Here is a 21,052-nt window from a genome sequence, read left to right as displayed (position 1 = left end):
ATGTATTAGGCACGCCGCCAGCGTTCATCCTGAGCCAGGATCAAACTCTCCAATAAAGTTAGTTTGTCTAGCATCTAAAAATAAAAATTGACGTTTACGTTGTTTGTTTCGTTCAGTTTTCAAAGAACTAAAAGCGGGTGAAGAGAATCGAACTCTCGACCAGAGCTTGGAAGGCTCTTGTTTTACCACTAAACTACACCCGCGTGGTCGGGAAGACAGGATTTGAACCTGCGACCCCCTGGTCCCAAACCAGGTGCTCTACCAAGCTGAGCCACTTCCCGTTATGGCGCGCCCGAGAGGAGTCGAACCCCTAACCTCTTGATCCGTAGTCAAACGCTCTATCCAATTGAGCTACGGGCGCTTATTCATGATGTTTTTTCGTCGTTGTATTTTGGCGACTCAATTATCTTATCATACTACATTTTCAAATGCAAGTACTTTTTTAAAAGATTTTTTTGATGCGGCCGAGAGGACTTGAACCTCCACGGGGTTTCCCCCACTAGGCCCTCAACCTAGCGCGTCTGCCGTTCCGCCACGACCGCGCGGAAAAAACAAAAGTGAGCCATGAAGGATTCGAACCTTCGACCCTCTGATTAAAAGTCAGATGCTCTACCAACTGAGCTAATGGCTCGTAAATGGCTGGGCTAGCTGGATTCGAACCAGCGCATGACGGAGTCAAAGTCCGTTGCCTTACCGCTTGGCTATAGCCCATTGAAATAGTTATCTTCTTTTCAAAGACAAATGTTATTGTACCATAATGTCCAATAAAAAACAACTGCTATATAGCAGAAGTTAAAATGGCGGTCCCGACCGGGGTCGAACCGGCGATCTCCTGCGTGACAGGCAGGCATGTTAACCACTACACCACGGGACCATTTGGTTGCGGGGACAGGATTTGAACCTGCGACCTTCGGGTTATGAGCCCGACGAGCTACCGTACTGCTCCACCCCGCGATAATATTATTTATATAATTTATATGGTGGAGGATGACGGGATCGAACCGCCGACCCCCTGCTTGTAAGGCAGGTGCTCTCCCAGCTGAGCTAATCCTCCGAAGTGGTGACCCGTACGGGATTCGAACCCGTGTTACCGCCGTGAAAGGGCGGTGTCTTAACCACTTGACCAACGGGCCAATATATATGGCAGAGAAGAAGGGATTCGAACCCTCGCACCGCGTTAGCGATCTACTCCCTTAGCAGGGGAGCCCCTTGAGCCACTTGGGTACTTCTCTGTATATGGCTCCGCAGGTAGGACTCGAACCTACGACCGATCGGTTAACAGCCGATAGCTCTACCACTGAGCTACTGCGGAATAATAAAGACAATTTGTATCTTATAAAAATTCTCATCGTAAGTCAAGAAGTTTTTTCACAACGTCTTGCGCAAACGGGACATGTTTATAATATACTGGATTGCGTTTTCACTGTCAAGATGTTTTCACTACCAGTTTTAGTTGTCCTTTGCACTTTCCACATACATATCTTTGTGTATTTATTTGACGTCTTCTTACATATTGAAACGAACAACCCATACATTCATACGTATAAACTTTCGTTTCCTCCTCACTAATCATTCGTTTACAAAAACGTGGTGCACCTACTTTCTTTAATAACTCACGAAAATCTCTATCTCCGTGCTTATACCCTTTTCCTGTGATATGTAAGTGATAATGACAAAGTTCATGTTTAACAATCCCGACTAACTCTTCTTTACCATATATTTCGTAATATCGATAATTCAATTCTATATTATGATTCTTCAATAGATAGCGCCCACCCGTTGTACGTAACCTACTATTAAACATCGCTTTATGTAAAAACGGCATTCCAAAGCATTGTAACGATACCTCTTCCACTAACCTCTGAATTTCTTGCTCATCCATTCTCATTCCTCCTAAACAAAAAAATATTTTTACACTTTTCTCCCTTCCTATACATATATTAAATAGTACATATACCCATCCTCATTCAAGAAGCGTGATTTCTAAAAATGCAGCATTGATAGAAATCCACTCACCAACCTCTCATCAATATTTCTTTAAATAAAAGGAGGAATTTATGAGAGCAGGATTAAACAAGGAGGGATTCCTATGCCTACATGGCTAAAGAAACAAATGCAACGTGCATATTTCGAAAAAAACCGGTATCAAATCAAGTTACTAAATGAATGCTGGTTTTATTATAGTAAAATACACCAAAGCTCATAATCAATGAAACTTTCCTATCCATAAAAAGAGAGCAGTTTCATCTGCTCTCTTTACTTTCTATTCAATTGGTAACATTGATAATGCAACACGACCTTTTTTCGTATCAATATCATCTACCCATACCTTTACAATTTGTCCCACGGATACGATATCTAATGGATGCTTTACAAATTGTTTACTTAGTTTAGAAATATGTACTAAACCATCTTGCTTCACACCAATATCAACAAAGGCACCGAAATCAACAACATTGCGGATCGTTCCCTCTAATTCCATACCACGCTTTAAATCTTCTAATTTTAAAATCCCCTTTTTCAAAAGTGGCTTTGGCAACTCATCCCTCATATCTCGTTCCGGGCTAATTAAAGCATCCATAATATCAACTAATGTCGGCTCACCAATCTCGGTCTCTTGAGATAATTTAGAAATATCTACTCCTTCTAAACTCTTTTGCAAGTTCGGTTTCCCCACATCATTCTTTGATAACCCTAGGCTCTTTAATAATAATTCAACATTTTTATATTGTTCTGGATGAATCCCTGTGCGATCTAACGGATTCGCTCCTTCTAATATACGTAAAAAACCGATACATTGTTCATATGTTTTTGCACCTAAACGCGGGATTTTCTTTAATTCAGTACGCTTCGTGAATTTCCCATCTTCCTCACGCTTAGCTACAATATTTTTCGCAACTGTTTTTGATAACCCCGAAACATATTGCAACAATGCAACTGAAGCTGTATTTACATTAACACCAACTCGGTTAACTGCTGTCTCTACTACAAATGTTAATGATTCATTTAATCTCTTTTGAGATACATCATGTTGATATTGTCCCACCCCAACAGATTTAGGGTCAATTTTCACAAGCTCTGCAAGCGGATCTTGCAGACGTCTCCCAATTGAAACGGCACTTCTTTCTTCAACCTGTAAATTCGGAAACTCCTCGCGAGCTACATCAGATGCTGAGTACACACTAGCACCCGCTTCATTTACAATAATGTAAAATACATCTCGTTCTACATTTTGTAATACATCTACTATAAATTCTTCCGTTTCCCTCGAAGCTGTACCATTTCCAATCGCTATCATTTCAACTTCATATTTATCTATAATGGAAATGATTTTCGTTTTTGCATCCTCATATTTACGAACAGGCGGATGCGGATAAATAACATCTATGTGAAGAACTTTCCCTGTATCATCTACTACAGCTAATTTACAACCGGTTCTATATGCTGGATCTACCGCTAACACAACTTTCCCTTTCATCGGAGGTTGTAATAATAAATTACGTAGATTCTCAGAGAAAATATGAATCGCTTGTTCTTCGGCCGTTTCCATTAATTCTTTACGAATTTCTCTTTCTATTGAAGGTTGAATTAATCGCTTATATCCATCTTCCATCGCTAATTGTACATAATGCACACTTTTAGAAGCTTCATCAAGAATCATTTTCTTATGTAAAAACTGAAGAATTCCTTCAATTGGCGTGATAACAGAAACTCTTAATACGTCTTCCTTTTCACCACGATTCATAGCTAGTACACGATGTGGCACTACTTTTTGCAACGGTTCTTCATAGCCATAATACATTTCATATATATTCTTTTCATCTTTTTCTTTATCTTTTACAGATGAAGACATAATCCCTTGTCGGAAAGTAGTATTGCGAATCCAACTACGATATGCCGCATTATCCGAAACAAGTTCTGCAATAATATCTTGCGCACCTTGCAACGCATCTTCTGCAGACGCCACTTCTTTTTCTGCATTAACAAATTCCATAGCCTTCTCTGCTGGATTTTCTTTTTTATATAACAATAGCCACTCAGCTAACGGTTCTAATCCCTTTTCTTTAGCAATTGTAGCTTTCGTTCTTCTTTTCTCTTTATATGGACGATATAAATCTTCTACTTCCTGAAGTTTTTTTGCAGCAACAATATGACGACGCAACTCTTCCGTTAGTTTACCCTTTTCACCAATAAGACGAAGAACCTCTTCTTTCCTATCTTCTAGTTGCATCATATATTGCCATCTTTCTAAGATTGCACGAATTTGCACCTCATCTAGAGATCCTGTCCATTCTTTTCGGTAACGAGCGATAAATGGAACTGTGTTACCTTCTTCTGTTAATTGAATAACATGACGAACTTGCTTTTCTGTAAAGCCTAATTCTTTCACTAACATTTTCATTAACCCTTGTCGATTATCTACCATTTCCATATCCAACCGTAACCTCCTCTATAATAAAAAAAAGTTGCCCTGTAAAGAGAGCAACTTAAACTGCCGATTTAAAAATCTATTAGTCCTAAACTAATTTGTAACGCTTCATCTACACGACTCATCATCACTTCATCCAAATGAGTGATTTTGTCCGTTAAGCGTTGCTTATCGATTGTTCGAATCTGCTCAAGTAAAATAACAGAATCTCTCTCAAAACCATACTTTTTCGCATCAATTTCCACATGAGTGGGTAATTTCGCTTTTTGAATCTGTGCAGTAATAGCCGCTACAATCACAGTCGGACTAAAACGATTTCCGATGTCATTTTGAATGACAAGAACCGGACGAACGCCTCCTTGCTCAGAACCAACAACTGGGGAAAGGTCTGCAAAATACACGTCGCCGCGTTTTACAATCAAAATATTACCCCCCGCTAACTAAGCGTTCTACTGTATGAGCTGCTTCATACTCTGCTAAGAAAGCTTCAGATGCAATACCAAGATTAATTTTTCCCATTTCAATGTACCCACGTCGCATTGATTCATGTTGGTAGCGTTTCTTCGTCTTATGTTGACGCAATAACAGTTGTGTTGCCTGGCAAATTAGTTCATGGCGATTCTTATTCTCTTGTTTTCCAATTCCGTCCAATTCCGTTACCATTTGCTTTGGCAACCGAACCACGATTTCAGTAGTTACACTTGATTCGGACACAAAAATACACCTCCACCGTCAACTACACACCCAAATATATATATGACACCTATTGTAATAATACCATTGTATGGAGCCTGTTGCAAAGACTTCCTTATTCCCTGCTTATGTTTTCCAATTCATAAACAAAACATTCATCTTCTTTTACTTTTCATCTCTTTCAAACAAGAAATAAAGAAATCCTTTCCGCAACATTTCATTGTAACTTATATTAATAACAATTATAAAAAGAAGCTCCCTAGCAAAAAAGAGCCTATTTTCCATTAGCGAAAATCCCCTAAATGACGAGATGCTGAGCGATAATACCTTCTTCTATATATCATTTAAATAATTGATTACTTCTACAACTTTACCGTGTCGTATAAATATTCTCGGTACACGGAAGCTTATCGTTGCGATAATTTCATAATTAATAGTCCCGGAATATTCAGCTACCTCGGTAGCACTAATATACTCATCGCCTTGTCTCCCAATGAGTGTAACTTTCGTACCAAGTGGCACTTCACAAGGAAGATGTATCATGAATTGATCCATTGTCACTCGCCCTACAATCGGTACTCTTTCACCATTTACAAGTACTTTAAACCCTTGCAATCTTCTAAGCCAGCCATCTGCATATCCAATTGCAACTGTCGCAATCCATTCTTCAGTTCTCGTTCGGTATGTGACATTATAACTAATCCCATCCCCTTTAATCACTTGCTTAATATGAGCAACCTTCGTATGAAGTGACAACGCTGGTTCCAATTTAAATGGTAAAAAAGGACGTATTTCTACAGATGGGGATAGTCCATACATCGCAATACCAATTCGCACTGCATTAAATGTAATCCCTTGAAACCTTAACGTTGCAGCACTATTGGCTGTATGGACAAATTTAGGGTTCACTCCAAATTCTTTCAACCAACTTAACTGCTGCAAGAATGTATTATATTGCTTATCAAAGTAAGAAGTCTCAACCTCATCGGATGTTGCAAAATGTGTATATACTCCTTCTAACTCTAAAAATGGTGCGCCTTCTAAACTCTTTAAGAACCCCTTTAATTCTTTGCGTTCACGTATTCCGATTCTCCCCATACCACTATCAAAATTAATATGGAATTTCATTATTGATGAACCATCCCAGAGCTTTATCGCTTCTTCCACCCATTCTTTTTGAAAAACAGTTAATGCTACATCATTTTCAGCAGCTACGTTTACATCACGGGGCGGGGAAGGACCTAATACTAAAATCGGTGCAGTAATACCAGCCCTCCGAAGCACTAAAGCTTCATCTAAAAAAGCAACTGCTAATCTTGTTGCTCCTGCTTCTAATGCAGTTTTAGCCACCGGTACATAATCGTGCCCATATGCATTCGCTTTAACTACAGCAAAAATCTCTACATCACTTGGAATGAACTCTTTAATATGCGTAACATTGTTGTAAATCGCATCTAAATCCACTTCCACCCAGGTGTCACGGTAAAACGGTGCGTCTTCCATAAATACACTTCCTTATACACGATATGCGAAGCTTATTCTTTTATATGCTTCTTTTATGAAATCCACCTTCAAACTAAGAAAAGACGCGGTGCACATATATCACCACGTCTAAGATGTTTACTTCACCTGCTTCGCTGTAACCGAACGAGCAACCATCAACAACTCATTCGGCTCTAGACCTTTAGAAACGAGCATATATTCTACTCCGTTATGCGACCACGTTACAGAGTCTTTCGTCAATGCACCAATCGTGGAACCAAGATCAACCGGCTCTCCACTTACACTTACCGCCGATGAGGCCTCTGCAACTTTTGCCTTTTCTTGTATTAAAGTAAAGGATTTCTTACTTCCAGTGTATGTGAGTATCGCACGCTTGCCACTGTCTGTCTTCAACTCTTTTTCCTCTTTCAAAGTCATGCCTTGCGGCGTATCACGCGGATACAAAATAGCAAACGGTTTGTCTTCTTTCGCTGCCGTCTGAACATCCACTTGTGCTCTAGACATATTTTGTTTCGTATCAAATGCACCTTTATCAAACTTTGCATCAAACTTTACTTTAGTGAAATCTACTTTTACAAGGACATTTTGGTCATTATCCATCAGCTTCACAGAAACTGGTGTTAAATCACTTTTATTCAGCTTAATTTCTTGTTTCGGCAACATATTTTGATGTTGATAATTTGTTTTTGTTTTAAATACATAATACTTATCTGTTTTCTCGAAAGAGAGATTTTTCTTATCTTGCAAAATATCTCTTACAAGTGATTCATATAAATAAGCCTGGCTACTATTTTGCGGCCAATCACTTTGAAAACGGAAACTCTTATTAAGCGCCGGTGTTAATACAAATACACCTTCATCATTTCTTAAAATAATTTGACTCTGATCCTTTTTCGCATTCTGCAAATTCACACGATAATACGAAGGTTCTTTATGCCAAATTTCTACATTGTACTCCTGAGGCTCATTTCCTGTTTTAATAGATAATTTCGCTTCAGCTTGATAACTCTTCATACTTTTAACTTTCGCTTCTAAATCTCTCACAACATCTTCCTGTTTCTTTTCCATACAACCCGCCAACACAAAAACGGTCAATAAACCGACAAGAACTAAAAACAGACGCCTTTTCATCACTTCAGCCCCTTTGCCCCTATAAATGAATGGAAGATATGCCTTCCTTATCGCTACCTCAAATATATGAGACAAAGATATAAAATATGCAGACTAGCGTGACGAGCTTTCCAAAACAACTTGAGCAACGGCAAATTCTTTACTATGACTAATTGATAAATGAACAATATGCTCTGTATTTGTAATGATAATCGGCTTACCTCTATCATCATTCCTTACTTCAATATCTAAAAAACTCACTTCTTTCCCGATACCGGTCCCTACCGCTTTAGAATACGCCTCTTTTGCTGCAAATCTTCCAGCTACGAATTCTGTAAGACGACTTCCTTTCAGCCCCTCGGCAACACCACGTTCTCTTTCAGTTAAAATACGTTCCATAAATTTAAGCTTTCCATCTAGCATTTTTTCAATTCGATTTAACTCAATAATATCGATTCCAATCCCTACAATCATTTCAAAATCCCCTTCTTCTATTTAGCTTTCTTCATTCATATTGTAAGAATAACAGAGAATCTTTCTGATGCAAAAGGAGTGATACTAACAACATGCTAATACCATCCACTCGCATTTCCTTACAACCGATTATCATCTCTTTACTTCTTATACAATTAGTCATGATTATATTGAGCGACTTTTCCCTCTTTCACCTGGCAGCCTACAATGAATATATCGCTAAAGGAGAATGGTGGCGTGTCATAACTTCCTTACTTGTACACGTAGACTTACAACATTTTCTTTCTAATAGTATTTGTTTATTTATACTTGGTTCTTCTATTGAAAAACAACTAGGACACTTTTCTTTCATCATTATTTTTTTCCTTTCTGGCATTCTTGGGAATATTTCTTCTTATATTATTATGCCTCTTGAATATATTCACGCCGGAGCATCTGGTAGTATTTTCGGATTACTAGGCGCCCAATTATTTTTATTGTATAGTCGATATCGTTCTTCAAAACCAAGAGACATCGCTATTTTTTCAATAATGATACTTATATTACTGCTATTTACTTTCTTTAATCCCTCTGCCAATCCTATAAGCCATTTAACAGGATTGATTATCGGCGGCATGTGCACCCCTTTTTTAACAAAAAAAATCGATGGCGCAGAGCTTATTTAATATAGAAGCTCGCACCATCGACAATTTCCACATCTGTTTGTTTACTTAAATCTCTCATTAGTTGAAATAAAGACTCATCCTTTTTCTTCGCCTCAATCATACAATCAATTTGCGGAACACTCCCCTTTATCTTTTTCAAAAAAGATAAGAAGGTATCTACATCAATAAAATCCGCATGTGCTCTTGGATCTTTTCCATCTCTAGGACTAGAGATGTGCATTTTAACTGGTAATAAAGACGATTCCCACGTATGTACAACACGTGCCCAATCTTCATGCCAATCTTCCTGGTCATTATTCATCATATGATGGTGCAAATCAAACACGACTGGAATGTCTAATTTCTCACCTAAATACAATGTTTCTTCTAAAGAAAAGGTCGTGTCATCATTTTCTAATATAATCATCTCTTGAATACCTCTTGGAACAGTTGACCAATTTTCTATAAAGTGTTCTAATGCGAGCTCCTTATCGTTATAACCTCCTCCCACATGTAATACACATCGTTGCTTATGTTCAATTCCCATACCCTTTAACAATTTTTTGTGCATCTGCAATGTCTTTACAGATCGTTTGAAAATACTCTCCTCAGGTGAATTTAGTACAACAAAATGATCTGGATGGAAGTCAATTCGCATATTCATACGAATTGCATATCCACCTAATTCTTTCAGATTTTCTTTTAAAGGACGAATATAGTTCCAATCTAACAACTCCTCATGATTCGCTAAAGGAATAAGCTTGGAACTAAGTCGAAAGAAAGATATATCATGTCCTTTATTATGCTTTAATAGCCGTAAGCAATTTTCCAAATTCGAATTAGCGATTCTTTCGAGTTTACGAATCGCAGCCTCTCGATCATCAATCCGCTGAAACTGTGCATATGTCATCGTTTGAGATGGAGATGCATTCTTCAAATGCACACTCATCGCAACATACCCAAGTCTTACTAGCATATAGCACCCCATTTCTATACGAGTTATTATGTAGTATGCACAATTACAGAAATAAAAAAAAGAGAATGCCAGCAAAGGGCATTCTCTTTTTTATTAAGCTTGTGGACGGCTATGATGTTTTCTTTCGCCGCGTCCATTTGAAGATCCAGGGCGACCTTCACCTTTACGACCACGGTTACCATCACGGCTACCACCATCACGATTGCGATCACGGTTACGACCATCGCCACTTCCACTTCCACTTCCACTTCCACTTCCACGTCCATCACGATTGCGATCACGGTTACGACCATCGCCACCGCCGCGTCCATCACGACTACGATTACGGTTACCATCACGGTATCCACTTCCGTTACCACCGCGTTTTTTAGAACCGCCACCTCTTGAAACAACTGGTGGTTCTGATGTTAAAGCGATTGGAGTTGTATCTGGTTCTTTTGTCATCATTTTTAAAGCAGCAGCTACTACTGTTACAGAGTCATTCTCTTCCAACATTTCTTCTGCAATACGCTTGTAGTATGATAAGTTTTCATTTTGGATTGTGCTTTGAAGCTTTTCTGCGATTAAACGTTGTTGACCTTCTAACGCCTCGTCAAGTGTCGGTGCTTCCATACGATCAACCTTACGTTTTGTTGTACGCTCGATATTTTTCAATTGTCCTGATTCACGTGGCGTTACAAATAACATTGCAATACCTTTTTTACCTGCACGGCCAGTACGACCGATACGGTGAACGTATGATTCTGGATCTTGCGGGATATCGAAGTTGTATACGTGTGTTACGCCTGAAATATCAAGACCACGTGCAGCAACGTCTGTTGCAACAAGAACTTCGATAGCACCTTCTTTAAATTTACGTAATACAGACATACGTTTTGCTTGTGTTAAGTCACCATGAATACCTTCTGCTGCATAACCACGTAAGTTTAATGCTTCTGATAATTCATCAACACGACGCTTTGTACGACCGAATATGATTGCAAGCTCTGGAGATTGAATATCTAGTAAGCGTGTTAACACGTCAAACTTATTCTTTTCTTGCACTTCTAAATAGAACTGCTGAATGTTTGGCATTGTTACTTCTTTTGCTTTTACTTTAATGTGTTCAGGCTCAGTCATGAAACGCTCAGCAATACGACGGATTGGATCTGGCATTGTCGCTGAGAATAATAATGTTTGATGTGTTTCTGGCACATCTGTTAAAATCGCTTCAATATCTTCAATGAAGCCCATGTTTAACATTTCATCCGCTTCGTCAAGAACAACAGTCTCTACGTTTTGTAAGCGAAGTGTTTTACGGTTAATATGATCTAAAATACGACCCGGCGTACCAACAATAATGTGTGGGTGTTTTTTTAGAGCACGAATTTGGCGGTTAATATCTTGACCTCCATAAATTGGTAGAATACGAACACGTTTATGTTTACCAAGTTTGTATAGCTCTTCTCCAACTTGAATTGCTAATTCGCGCGTTGGCGCGATAACAATACCTTGAACTGCTTCTTTATTTGTATTCACTTTATCTAATAGTGGTAATCCGAATGCTGCTGTTTTCCCTGTACCTGTTTGCGCTTGCCCAATAATATCCTTACCTTGCAATGCATATGGAATTGTTTCAGCTTGAATCGGCGTAGCCTCTTCAAAGCCCATACTTTCAACAGATTGTAGTAAAGACTCACTTAATCCTAATTCTCGAAATGTTGTCAATGTTACTTCTCCTTTTCTATCCTATACTTATCATTTAAAAAAAGGCGTTTTCCGAACTTGCGGAAAAGCCCTTTTCCTGAATACTGACGTATAACCGGGCGTATATTCTTCACGAAAATACTTCTAAACGTTATCACACTTTATCAATTATAAGTTTTGTAGGTGTAAAAAGCAAACCCCAACTGTTACCTTATTTCATATTCAGAGCTTTTTTCTTTACTTTTATTTTTTTATCATTTACTGTAAGCGCTTATTATAAGTTTCCACTATTTTCGTGGCTATCATCCCTATTTATATACACCAATTATTTCAACATCGTAATTACTTCTTCTAATTTCATACCGCGAGACGCTTTTACTAGCACAACATCTTTCGCATCAACTACTGCTTGTAAGTCTTTTACAAGTTCTTCTTTGTTTTCATACGCTTTTACACGTTCTTTAGGGAAATTAATTTTTGCTCCTTCAGCAATTTGAGCTCCTAATTTACCATATGTGAATACATATGAAATTTTTGCTGGATCAATTAATTTACCTACTTCATAATGAAATTGCACTTCTTGATTTCCAAGTTCTAACATATCACCAAGCGCAACAATTTTTTTAGCAAATCCATCTAAGCCATTCATTAGGTGGAACGCAGCTTCCATAGCCGTTGGGCTCGCATTATAGGCATCATTGATAATTGTTAAACCACTATCTGTTTTTACAATTTCCATACGCATACCTGTCATTTGAAGTGTTACTAAACCTTTTTTCATTTCTTCCCACGTTACACCAAAATGTTTCGCAATTGCCATTGAAGCAAGTGTATTATATACATTATGCTTTCCTAGCACCGGTAGATAGAATGACAAAGTTTCATCCCTGTTCATCTTAAAGTGTGTTCCAGTTGCCTGTAATGTTACAGTAGTTGGATAGTAATCATTTGCTCTCGCATCACCAAATGTAACTGTTTCCGCTGCTAAATTCATTTCTGGAACACGATTCGTTAATAGCGGCTCATCTCCATTATATACGAACACGCCACCCTTTTGTAAACCTGTAACAATTTCTAACTTCGCTTCAGCAATCGCCTCACGAGATCCTAAATCCATTAAGTGTGCCTCACCAATGTTCGTGATAATAGCTGCATTAGGACGAGCTAACTTAGATAGAAATTCAATTTCTCCTTGGCTTGACATGCCCATTTCTAATACAGCTACTTCTGTATTTTCCTCTAAATTTAAAATAGTAAGAGGTAAACCGATATGGTTGTTGAAATTACCTTCTGTTTTTTGAACTTTAAATTTAGTCGCAAGAATACTTGTTACAATATCTTTCGTAGATGTTTTACCATTACTACCCGTTACACCAACAACTTTTACATCCAATTGATCACGATAGTTTTTCGCTAACATTTGCAATGCTGCTAGTGTATCTTCTACAAAAATAACTGGAAGATTTTCAGGTGGGTTTTCTACATCTTTCATCCACAATGTAGCAATCGCCCCGTTTTCAACAGCTTTATCTACAAAAGCATGTCCATCGAAACGTTCACCTTGAATCGGAACATATAAGTTTCCTTTTTCAATCTTTCTCGTATCAATAGATGCTCCTTGTATAGTAATTCCCTCATATTTCTCTGCTAATCCAGTACCATCTACCATTTTCTCTACTTGTTTTAACGTTCGCTTAATCATAAAAAAACACTCCTTACATAGAGGAAGCACTATTCCTTCGAATAGTGCTTCCTCCTTTTTTGTTAGATTGTATATTTAATTTTTTGTTTTTCTTCGTGACGTTCAATCGCTAAACGAATCAACTCTTCAATTAATTCCGGATACGGTAACCCTGTATGTTGCCATAATAGTGGGAACATACTAAACGGCGTGAATCCTGGCATTGTGTTTACTTCGTTAATATATACTTCTCCATCTTTCGTTAAGAAGAAATCAGCTCGTGTTAAGCCCGAACCATCTAATGATTGGAATGCAATAATTGCATCTCGCTTAATTACATTAGACTCTTCTTCTGTCATTTCAGCTGGAATAATTAACGCTGTATCACCATCGATGTATTTCGATTTGTAATCATAAAAATCTTTTTTCGGTACAATTTCACCTACAACAGAACATTTCGGCTCATCATTACCTAATACACCAACTTCTACTTCACGACCTACAATATTTTCTTCTACAATAATTTTACGGTCAAATTGGAATGCCTCTTCGAATGCATTTTCAAGCTCTTCACGATCGTTACACTTATTAATACCAACACTTGAACCAAGGTTTGCTGGTTTTACGAAGCAAGGATATCCTAATACTTCTTCTACTTTTTCATACGCTATTTCACTATCTTTTTCCCATGCGCTACGAATGAAAGATGCATATTTCGCTTGTTTCAATCCAGCTTCTGCAAAGATATTTTTCATAACGACTTTATCCATACCAGCAGCTGATGCTAATACACCGTTACCTACATAAGGAATGTTCATTAATTCTAATAATCCTTGAACCGTTCCATCTTCACCGTTTGGCCCATGTAGTAATGGGAAAATAACGTCAATAGCATCTTCTTGAGAAGTTGCAGACGGAATAATTTCTGTGCTTAATGATAACGGGGAAATCGCATTTTCTGCACCGCTCATTTTTAAAGTTTCAACATCTGTTACTTCACCTTCAATACGCTCACCGCGTACCCATTGACCTTGTTCTGTAATATAAATTGGATGAATCTCGAATTTATCTTGATTTAATGCTTTAATAGCAGCAAGAGCCGTTTGTAGCGAAACTTGATGCTCAGCTGATTTTCCACCGTATAATAAACCTAATTTAATTTTTGTCACTGAAATCACCCTAACCAATTGTTTTCATTTTTCTATTTTAGCACTTTTTATAAAAATAGGTAGTTCCTATTTGAAATAAAATGTAACTTCCATAAATAATTAAAAGACACCACTTATTGGTTTTCTACACTTTTTCTCTTTAATTTTCTACACACCTAAACATAATTAAACTTTAAAGTAAGGTTGCTATCTAATCTGGTTATGTACCTAAAATATGTAGAAAGCCACTTTTTGTGTATGTCATCTATATTATCCTACCATTTATGGAGAATGAAAAAACACTGATTAAAGTTTCATTTTATTAAGAAGACTGTTTTCTAAGCGTATCTTTTTGCCTCTGCTCAACAAGACGATCTAAAGAAACATATACAAAGCCTGCAACTACACATCCAACACCTAAAATTGTAAATAAGAAGTGACCAAGCAAACGATCCAATAGAAAACCACCAAGAAGCGGACCAAATGCCCCCCCTGTGATCCACTGCAAACTGGCCGCTCCCATATATGTTCCTCTCAAATGCTCAGGGGCCAAATTCGCTACAAACGTCATCTGTACAGGTGACATAATCATCTCACCTAACGTATATATTGCATAAACGAACAGTAACGTTATTAAAATAATCGTAGCATTTGTATCTAATCCCCCAAACCATTTCGGTAACCACCCTATTAAAAACAAACCAATCCCGAACAAGCACGCACCATATAACATCGTCTTTCCGACAGGTTTATCTGTCGCCCATTTTGAAATTTGAAATTGAAATAAAACAACTAATAGACCATTTAACGCCATTAAATATGGATATGGATTATTAATGCCCTTCATTTCGTTATCAAAGTGCAGCGGCAACATGCCTTCTGTTTGAGAAAACCCCATAGAAATAATGATTCCCGCTAACAAATAAATCATTAACGCCTTATCTCTCATTAAAATTTTCCAAACCGCACCTGATTCCTTCTCTTCATTCTCTTCTTTTTTATCTGCGGCTTTTGGCATTGTCTCCTGAATAAAAATTAATACAAGTAATGCATAAAATAGCATTGTCGACGAAGCGATAATAAAAACAAGGTTCTTCGATAAAACAACTACTGACACTCCCATTATCGGCCCAATTGCAGCACCAATATTGTGTCCCATTCGCAATAAACCATATGCCTCTGTTCTTTTTTCTGGCGCCGTCACATCTGCAACCATCGCTGATGCCGCTGGATGAAATAGAGAATTACTTAACCCTAAAAAAATAGATAAAATGGCATATGGGATAAACCCTTCTATAAATAAAAAACCGAGCATTAGTAATGCATTACTCGCCATCGAAAATATCATAATTGGCTTTCTTCCATATATATCAGCTATTCTTCCGCCTATAAGTGAGCCAAAGCTTGCAGCAATTGGAGAAAGCGCCATAATAATTCCAACTTGTAATAAAGAATCTACCTTATCTTTTAAATATAGTGCAAAAAAAGGCATTAACATCATCATCGCAATTCCGTTCAATGTCTCACCGATAAATCGAATCCATACGTTACGATCCATCGCCCTTAGCTCACGCCATGTATTTTTCATACTTCCCCCCCTTAATTAACCAACAATTATCTTATAACATATTCAGAAAAATGTAAATTTTCAAAACAAAAATCCATTCTAACAGAATTAGAATGGATTTTTCCACTTATAAATTTGCTACATCTTCTTCTTTTTTACCATTACTTAACGCACTATGTTTTCGGCTATATAAAAAGTAAACTGCTATACCAATAACCATCCATACCCCAAAACTAATCCACGCTGTTCCGGATAACTGAAGCATTAAGTATAAACAAAAAATTACCGTTAACGCTGGTAAAAATGGTACAAGAGGTGCCTTAAATGCCCTTGGTAAGTCAGGATGAGTTCTTCTCAGGACAATAACCGCAACTGCTACAAGTGCAAAAGCTGACAATGTCCCCATATTTACAAGGTGTGCTAAAACATTTAAATCAATTAACCCTGAAATAAGTGCTGCAATAATCCCAGTTGTCCATGTATTTAAAAATGGTGTTTTAAATTTCGGATGAACTTTAGCAAGACGCTTCGGCAACAGCCCATCTCGGCTCATCGCATACGAAACACGAACTTGCCCATACATCATAACTAGCATTACAGTTGTAATCCCTGTAATTGCTCCTACCGAAATTACTCCCGCTAAACTATCTTGTCCAATAAATTGAAGTGCAAAGGCAACTGGATCTGATATATTTAGCTGTCCGTATGGAACAATTCCTGTCAAAATAAGTGAAACAACGATATAAAGAACAGTACAAATTAATAACGATGCGATAATGCCGATTGGTAAATCACGTTGCGGACGTTTCACTTCTTCTGCAGCTGTTGAAACTGCATCAAATCCTATGAATGCGAAGAATACTGTAGCAGCTCCAGCCATTACACCATCTAAACCAAATGGCATAAAAGGCGTCCAATTTTCAGGTTTCACATAATTAAAACCAGCAAAGATAAAGATAAGAACAACCGCTATTTTAATAAATACCATGATATTATTTATTCGTGCACTTTCACGAACACCTCTAGATAAAAGAGCTGTCATAACTAGAATAATTAGAACTGCAGGTAGATCAATTATTCCACCCTTTCCTGTACCAGGAGCCGAGGAGAGAATGGTCGGAATATGAATCCCAAATCCCTTTAATAACGATTGAAAATACGCTGACCATCCATTGGCTACAGCAGATGTAGCTAATAAATACTCGAGCATTAAATCCCATCCAATTAAGAATGCAAATACTTCTCCCATCGTCGCATACGTGTACGTGTACACACTCCCTGAGACAGGAACTGAAGAAGCAAATTCAGCGTAACAAAATGCAGCAAAGGCACAAGCTAATGCAGCTATAGCAAATGATAATATAATAGCTGGTCCAGAATGTTTCGCTGCTACAACGCCAGTAAGAACAAAAATACCAGTTCCAACAATTGCTCCGATTCCAAGCATTGTTAAATCAAGTGCCCCTAACGTTCTCGATAATGTCTTTTGTTTACTTTCTTGCAGTAACGTTGAAATCGGCTTCTTTTGAAAAATTTGCTTCATACTGTGCTCCTCCATGATTTTAGTTTTCTGAAAATTTAATTTACTTTTTTCATTTTACCTACAGTATGTTTTTTAGTCAATACTTTTGTCGGAATAAACAGAAAACTATCGAGATACGCGCTATACCCTTATCATTCTTTCTATAAAAAGATTCACACAATCATATCTATATATCTTTTCATAACTGTTTTTGGTATTAGTATACATGTCGATTCCACAAAAGAGGCATGCTCCTTTATTGAGCATGCCTCTTTTTACTTATTTCACAGTATATGAACCCTCTTCAATCCAGCTATACATATACTTTTCATCTTCCGTCTCATGTGCTTGTTTCACAATACGAAGCGGACGGAATGTATCTATCATAACAGCTAATTCAAGTGTTTCTTTCTTCCCTATACTCGCTTCTGTTTTTCCAGGATGCGGCCCATGTGGAATCCCGCTCGGATGAAGCGTAATAGAACCTTCTTCCACACCTTTTCGGCTCATAAAGTTACCTTCTACATAGTAAAGTACCTCATCACTATTCACATTACTATGATAATATGGTGCCGGAATTGATTCTGGATGATAATCATATAAGCGTGGTACGAAAGAGCAAATAACAAAATTATGCCCTTCAAATGTTTGATGTACTGGTGGTGGCTGATGAATACGACCTGTAATTGGTTCAAAATCCTCAACATTAAATACCCATGGATATAAATAGCCATCCCAGCCAACAACATCTAACGGATGGTGCCCTAAAACATGCTTATGCATATACCCCCTCGATTTTGTCATTACGACAAACTCACCTTTTTCATCATATGTCTCCAATTTCTCCGGACCACGAATATCTCTTTCACAAAACGGACTATGTTCTAACAGTTGCCCATACTCATTGCGATAGCGACTTGGTGTTGTAATTTGGCTATTTGCCTCTACAACAAGAAACTTAGTCTCTCCTTCATCTGGAATAACACGATAAATCGTTCCAATTGGGATCGTTACATAATCACCTTTTCTATAGTGAATCGTTCCGAACATTGTTTCAATTTTCCCTGTTCCATAATGAACAAATAACATTTCATCGCCATCACCATTACGGTAGAAATAGTCCATTTTTTCTGTTGGAGTCACTACTCCAATTAATAAATCCTCATTCCCAAGCATAAAGGTTCTTCCGCTTACTGCATCGCCAGTTTTTTTATTTTCTTTCGTGCGAAAATGGCGATGTGCAAGAGCTACATCTTCTTCATACTGCAACTGACAAGAATGAGATAATGCCGCATGACCTACTTCCGTTGGCATATAATGATGGTACAAAATAGACTGCGTACCAGAAAAACCTTTCGTTCCCATTACCTGTTCACGATAAAGCGCTCCATCTTTTTTACGAAATTGTACATGTCGTTTATGAGGTAGCTCCCCCATGTGACGATAAAACATGCCCATCACCTGCTTTCATGTCTTTTTTGACCGTATTACGTAACGTACCTAAACCAGTAATCGAAAGCTCTACAACATCTCCATCTTGTAGCCACTCTTCTGTACCAAGTTCTAAAATACATCCTGTTCCTACTGTTCCAGAACCGATCACATCTCCCGGATATAAGGTCACGTCTTGTGAAGCACGTTCAATCATTTCAGCAAACGTATAGTAAATATCTTGGAAGTTTCCCTTTGATAATAATTTCCCATTCACGTGAGCAGTCATCTCTAAATCATATCGATTACCATTACGATAAATGTCTAATTCCTCTTTCGTAACGAGATACGCTCCTAATGAAGTTGCAAAATCTTTTCCTTTTGCTGGTCCAAGCCCTACCTTCATTTCTGTTGCTTGTAAGTCCCTTGCACTCCAGTCGTTCATAATACAATAACCAAAAATATATTCCTCTGCTTGCTCACGAGAAATATTTCGTCCTTCTTTTCCGATTACACAAGCAATCTCTAATTCATAATCAAGCTTTTTAGACTTCTTCGGGCCAATTACAAAATCATCCGGACCAATAACAGCACGATGGTTAGTAAAATAAAAAACCGGGATATCATACCATTCAGGTACAACATCTAGCCCTCTTCTCCCGCGGGCTGTTTTTACATGCTGTTCAAATGCATAAAAATCTCGAATGCTACTCGGATTAGGAATTGCCGCTGCTAATTGAACTTCCTCTAAGGAATATATACCCTTTTCAGGATTCTTAATATTACGCAATACTTCTACATACTCATCTGCTTTCTCTAAAAAGGCAAACATAGAAGAAGGTAATTGTCCATCACTCGCAAGATTCATATCGATTACTTTGTCACCTTCAAGCCATCCAGCTCGCATTTCTTTCGATGGGAGACGAAATGTAACAAATTTCATCATGATTCCTCCCTATGAAAATGAAATTTCCACCAACAAAGGAACTCTTGCTGGTGGATACAAATTTTATAAATTTCCGCGACGCTCTTGTTCTCTTTCAATTGATTCAAATAACGCTTTAAAGTTCCCTTCGCCAAATCCACGAGAACCTTTACGTTGGATGATTTCAATAAATAGAGTTGGACGATCTACAATTGGTTTCGTAAAGATTTGTAATAAATAACCTTCTTCGTCACGGTCTACTAGAATCTTCAATTCTTTTAATTTATCAATTTCTTCATCAATTTTCCCCACTCGTGCAGTTAACTCATCGTAATACGTATCTGGCGTATCTAAAAACTCAACACCATTCGCACGAAGCACTTCAATTGTTTTTACAATGTCACTTGTTAATAAAGCGAGATGCTGTACACCCGCTCCGTTATAGAACTCTAGATATTCTTGAATTTGTGACTTTCTTTTTCCGTCTGCTGGTTCATTAATTGGAAACTTAATACGGCTTCCATTCGTCATAACTTTTGACATTAATGCCGAATACTCTGTGCTAATATCGTCATCGTCGAAATGGATCATTTGTTTAAAGCCCATAACATTCTCGTAATAACTAACCCACTCTTCCATTTTCTCAACGTTACCAACTACATGGTCTACAGCAATTAAACCAGACTCTTCAAATGGAATATTAAACTCAACCTTTTGGAATCCTGGCATAAATGTTCCTTTATAATTTTTACGCTCTACAAGCGTGTGAATTGTATCACCATACGTACCAATAACCGCTTTCTTCAAGGTACCGTCCTCATCTGTTAACTCCTCAGGTGGAGCAATTGCGACGGCACCACGTTTCACCGCTTCCGAATATGCTTTATCAACATCATCAACAAGTAAAGCTACATCTTTCACGCCGTCACCATGAGTCTTTACAAACTCTGCGATACGATTATCGCTACCTAGGGCTCCGGACACAACAAAACGCATATTTTTTTGCACAAGCACATAAGATACCTTTTCACGATTTCCTGTTTCTAATCCAGAGTAAGCCACGATTTTGAATCCGAACGCTCTCGCAAGGTAATAACTCGATTGTTTTGCATTCCCTACGTAAAACTCCAAATGATCTACATCACGTACCGGAAAAAAGTCCTCCATTTGTGCAGCTAGCGTATCCATAGATTTTTGTTTCATAATATCTTCATCCCCCTGTAAATAGATTAAATGGTCCATACTTAAAACCAACCGAAAACG

The 21,052-nt window shown here is 37.8% G+C and carries 18 protein-coding genes and 12 tRNA genes; 2 read left to right on the top strand and 28 right to left on the bottom strand.

Translation table 11 applies throughout. From position 1 onward, the window contains the following. Window positions 1-132: 132 nt before the first annotated feature. The 13 genes from ACFWDE_RS09785 to ACFWDE_RS09725 form a co-directional block, all read right to left on the bottom strand. Window positions 133-203: transfer RNA gene (locus tag ACFWDE_RS09785), tRNA-Gly, on the bottom strand. Between the two features lies 1 nt (window position 204). Continuing rightward, window positions 205-281 (bottom strand) — tRNA-Pro (locus ACFWDE_RS09780). Window positions 282-284: 3 nt separating this feature from the next. Then, window positions 285-361, bottom strand: a tRNA-Arg gene (locus ACFWDE_RS09775). 98 nt (window positions 362-459) lie between these two features. Next, window positions 460-542, bottom strand: a tRNA-Leu gene (locus ACFWDE_RS09770). 16 nt (window positions 543-558) lie between these two features. After that, window positions 559-631: transfer RNA gene (locus tag ACFWDE_RS09765), tRNA-Lys, on the bottom strand. A 5-nt stretch (window positions 632-636) separates the two neighbouring features. Beyond that, a tRNA-Gln gene (locus ACFWDE_RS09760) sits at window positions 637-711 on the bottom strand. An 87-nt stretch (window positions 712-798) separates the two neighbouring features. Beyond that, window positions 799-874, bottom strand: a tRNA-Asp gene (locus ACFWDE_RS09755). Between the two features lie 3 nt (window positions 875-877). Next, window positions 878-954, bottom strand: a tRNA-Met gene (locus ACFWDE_RS09750). Window positions 955-978: 24 nt separating this feature from the next. Further along, a tRNA-Val gene (locus ACFWDE_RS09745) sits at window positions 979-1,054 on the bottom strand. A 4-nt stretch (window positions 1,055-1,058) separates the two neighbouring features. Beyond that, window positions 1,059-1,133 (bottom strand) — tRNA-Glu (locus ACFWDE_RS09740). Between the two features lie 8 nt (window positions 1,134-1,141). Then, window positions 1,142-1,232: transfer RNA gene (locus ACFWDE_RS09735), tRNA-Ser, on the bottom strand. A gap of 5 nt (window positions 1,233-1,237) precedes the next feature. Then, window positions 1,238-1,312: transfer RNA gene (locus ACFWDE_RS09730), tRNA-Asn, on the bottom strand. Window positions 1,313-1,426: 114 nt separating this feature from the next. Next, a complete protein-coding gene (locus ACFWDE_RS09725; protein WP_377891859.1) occupies window positions 1,427-1,882 on the bottom strand; it encodes a SprT family protein in 456 nt (151 codons plus the stop codon). A 207-nt stretch (window positions 1,883-2,089) separates the two neighbouring features. On the opposite strand from ACFWDE_RS09725, the gene cmpA reads away from it, so the two are divergent. Beyond that, window positions 2,090-2,206 carry a cortex morphogenetic protein CmpA gene (cmpA, locus tag ACFWDE_RS09720; RefSeq protein WP_001143642.1) on the top strand — a complete coding sequence of 39 codons (117 nt, stop codon included), beginning with the start codon at window positions 2,090-2,092 and terminating at the stop codon, window positions 2,204-2,206. 57 nt (window positions 2,207-2,263) lie between these two features. Here cmpA and ACFWDE_RS09715 read toward each other — a convergent pair whose 3' ends face one another. From ACFWDE_RS09715 to acpS, 6 genes are all read right to left on the bottom strand, one after another. Next, window positions 2,264-4,432: a Tex family protein gene (locus tag ACFWDE_RS09715; RefSeq protein ID WP_377891867.1), complete on the bottom strand. Its 2,169-nt coding sequence runs from the start codon at window positions 4,430-4,432 to the stop codon at window positions 2,264-2,266. A 68-nt stretch (window positions 4,433-4,500) separates the two neighbouring features. After that, window positions 4,501-4,851 carry a type II toxin-antitoxin system endoribonuclease NdoA gene (ndoA, locus tag ACFWDE_RS09710; protein WP_000635965.1) on the bottom strand — a complete coding sequence of 117 codons (351 nt, stop codon included), beginning with the start codon at window positions 4,849-4,851 and terminating at the stop codon, window positions 4,501-4,503. A 4-nt stretch (window positions 4,852-4,855) separates the two neighbouring features. After that, window positions 4,856-5,143, bottom strand: a complete 288-nt coding sequence (locus tag ACFWDE_RS09705; RefSeq protein WP_000004570.1) for an antitoxin EndoAI — start codon at window positions 5,141-5,143, stop codon at window positions 4,856-4,858. 312 nt (window positions 5,144-5,455) lie between these two features. Beyond that, window positions 5,456-6,625, bottom strand: coding sequence for an alanine racemase (gene alr, locus ACFWDE_RS09700; protein ID WP_377891856.1), 1,170 nt, complete (start codon window positions 6,623-6,625; stop codon window positions 5,456-5,458). A gap of 117 nt (window positions 6,626-6,742) precedes the next feature. After that, window positions 6,743-7,693, bottom strand: coding sequence for a LolA family protein (locus ACFWDE_RS09695; RefSeq protein ID WP_377891864.1), 951 nt, complete (start codon window positions 7,691-7,693; stop codon window positions 6,743-6,745). A 156-nt stretch (window positions 7,694-7,849) separates the two neighbouring features. Then, window positions 7,850-8,209: a holo-ACP synthase gene (acpS, locus tag ACFWDE_RS09690; protein ID WP_002009969.1), complete on the bottom strand. Its 360-nt coding sequence runs from the start codon at window positions 8,207-8,209 to the stop codon at window positions 7,850-7,852. A gap of 92 nt (window positions 8,210-8,301) precedes the next feature. On the opposite strand from acpS, the gene ACFWDE_RS09685 reads away from it, so the two are divergent. Continuing rightward, complete coding sequence (locus tag ACFWDE_RS09685; protein WP_377891853.1) at window positions 8,302-8,874, top strand: rhomboid family intramembrane serine protease; 573 nt, start codon at window positions 8,302-8,304, stop codon at window positions 8,872-8,874. Here ACFWDE_RS09685 and uvsE read toward each other — a convergent pair. The 9 genes from uvsE to hppD form a co-directional block, all read right to left on the bottom strand. Next, the gene (gene uvsE, locus ACFWDE_RS09680) at window positions 8,867-9,829 is read right to left on the bottom strand and encodes a UV DNA damage repair endonuclease UvsE (RefSeq protein ID WP_377891851.1); all 963 of its coding nucleotides are present in this window, start codon (window positions 9,827-9,829) and stop codon (window positions 8,867-8,869) included. The genes ACFWDE_RS09685 and uvsE overlap by 8 nt on opposite strands. A 93-nt stretch (window positions 9,830-9,922) precedes the next feature. Further along, window positions 9,923-11,536 (bottom strand): degradosome RNA helicase CshA, encoded by a 1,614-nt coding sequence (cshA, locus tag ACFWDE_RS09675; protein WP_377891849.1) that lies wholly within the window; start codon window positions 11,534-11,536, stop codon window positions 9,923-9,925. 304 nt (window positions 11,537-11,840) lie between these two features. Next, the gene (gene murF, locus ACFWDE_RS09670; RefSeq protein ID WP_377891846.1) at window positions 11,841-13,217 is read right to left on the bottom strand and encodes a UDP-N-acetylmuramoyl-tripeptide--D-alanyl-D-alanine ligase; all 1,377 of its coding nucleotides are present in this window, start codon (window positions 13,215-13,217) and stop codon (window positions 11,841-11,843) included. 62 nt (window positions 13,218-13,279) lie between these two features. Further along, on the bottom strand, window positions 13,280-14,365 hold the full coding sequence (locus ACFWDE_RS09665) for a D-alanine--D-alanine ligase (RefSeq protein WP_377891844.1): 1,086 nt from the start codon (window positions 14,363-14,365) through the stop codon (window positions 13,280-13,282). A 301-nt stretch (window positions 14,366-14,666) separates the two neighbouring features. After that, window positions 14,667-15,932: an MDR family MFS transporter gene (locus tag ACFWDE_RS09660; RefSeq protein ID WP_377891841.1), complete on the bottom strand. Its 1,266-nt coding sequence runs from the start codon at window positions 15,930-15,932 to the stop codon at window positions 14,667-14,669. A gap of 106 nt (window positions 15,933-16,038) precedes the next feature. Next, a complete protein-coding gene (gene bcaP, locus ACFWDE_RS09655; protein ID WP_002113418.1) occupies window positions 16,039-17,454 on the bottom strand; it encodes a branched-chain amino acid transporter BcaP in 1,416 nt (471 codons plus the stop codon). A gap of 258 nt (window positions 17,455-17,712) precedes the next feature. Beyond that, the gene (locus ACFWDE_RS09650) at window positions 17,713-18,885 is read right to left on the bottom strand and encodes a homogentisate 1,2-dioxygenase (protein WP_070140604.1); all 1,173 of its coding nucleotides are present in this window, start codon (window positions 18,883-18,885) and stop codon (window positions 17,713-17,715) included. Further along, entirely contained in the window at window positions 18,851-19,807 is a 957-nt protein-coding gene (locus ACFWDE_RS09645; RefSeq protein ID WP_377891837.1) for a fumarylacetoacetate hydrolase family protein, read from the bottom strand. The genes ACFWDE_RS09650 and ACFWDE_RS09645 overlap by 35 nt, the downstream gene beginning before the upstream one ends. Before the next feature lie 66 nt (window positions 19,808-19,873). After that, window positions 19,874-20,992 carry a 4-hydroxyphenylpyruvate dioxygenase gene (gene hppD / locus ACFWDE_RS09640; protein WP_219916886.1) on the bottom strand — a complete coding sequence of 373 codons (1,119 nt, stop codon included), beginning with the start codon at window positions 20,990-20,992 and terminating at the stop codon, window positions 19,874-19,876. Between the last annotated feature and the right edge of the window lie 60 nt (window positions 20,993-21,052).

Source organism: Bacillus sp. NPDC060175 (assembly GCF_042728695.1).
Classification (GTDB): domain Bacteria; phylum Bacillota; class Bacilli; order Bacillales; family Bacillaceae_G; genus Bacillus_A.
This window is presented reverse-complemented; position numbering and strand designations above follow the sequence as displayed.

Coding starts and splice junctions, on each gene's coding strand:
- ACFWDE_RS09660 (WP_377891841.1), bottom strand. CDS start 15,932: ATGAAAAATACATGGCGTGAGCTAAGGGCGATGGATCGTAACGTATGG.
- cmpA (WP_001143642.1), top strand. CDS start 2,090: ATGCCTACATGGCTAAAGAAACAAATGCAACGTGCATATTTCGAAAAA.
- uvsE (WP_377891851.1), bottom strand. CDS start 9,829: ATGCTAGTAAGACTTGGGTATGTTGCGATGAGTGTGCATTTGAAGAAT.
- bcaP (WP_002113418.1), bottom strand. CDS start 17,454: ATGAAGCAAATTTTTCAAAAGAAGCCGATTTCAACGTTACTGCAAGAA.
- ACFWDE_RS09725 (WP_377891859.1), bottom strand. CDS start 1,882: ATGGATGAGCAAGAAATTCAGAGGTTAGTGGAAGAGGTATCGTTACAA.
- ACFWDE_RS09695 (WP_377891864.1), bottom strand. CDS start 7,693: ATGGAAAAGAAACAGGAAGATGTTGTGAGAGATTTAGAAGCGAAAGTT.
- hppD (WP_219916886.1), bottom strand. CDS start 20,992: ATGAAACAAAAATCTATGGATACGCTAGCTGCACAAATGGAGGACTTT.
- ACFWDE_RS09685 (WP_377891853.1), top strand. CDS start 8,302: ATGCTAATACCATCCACTCGCATTTCCTTACAACCGATTATCATCTCT.
- murF (WP_377891846.1), bottom strand. CDS start 13,217: ATGATTAAGCGAACGTTAAAACAAGTAGAGAAAATGGTAGATGGTACT.
- ACFWDE_RS09715 (WP_377891867.1), bottom strand. CDS start 4,432: ATGGAAATGGTAGATAATCGACAAGGGTTAATGAAAATGTTAGTGAAA.
- acpS (WP_002009969.1), bottom strand. CDS start 8,209: ATGATTGTAGGGATTGGAATCGATATTATTGAGTTAAATCGAATTGAA.
- alr (WP_377891856.1), bottom strand. CDS start 6,625: ATGGAAGACGCACCGTTTTACCGTGACACCTGGGTGGAAGTGGATTTA.
- ACFWDE_RS09645 (WP_377891837.1), bottom strand. CDS start 19,807: ATGAAATTTGTTACATTTCGTCTCCCATCGAAAGAAATGCGAGCTGGA.
- ACFWDE_RS09650 (WP_070140604.1), bottom strand. CDS start 18,885: ATGTTTTATCGTCACATGGGGGAGCTACCTCATAAACGACATGTACAA.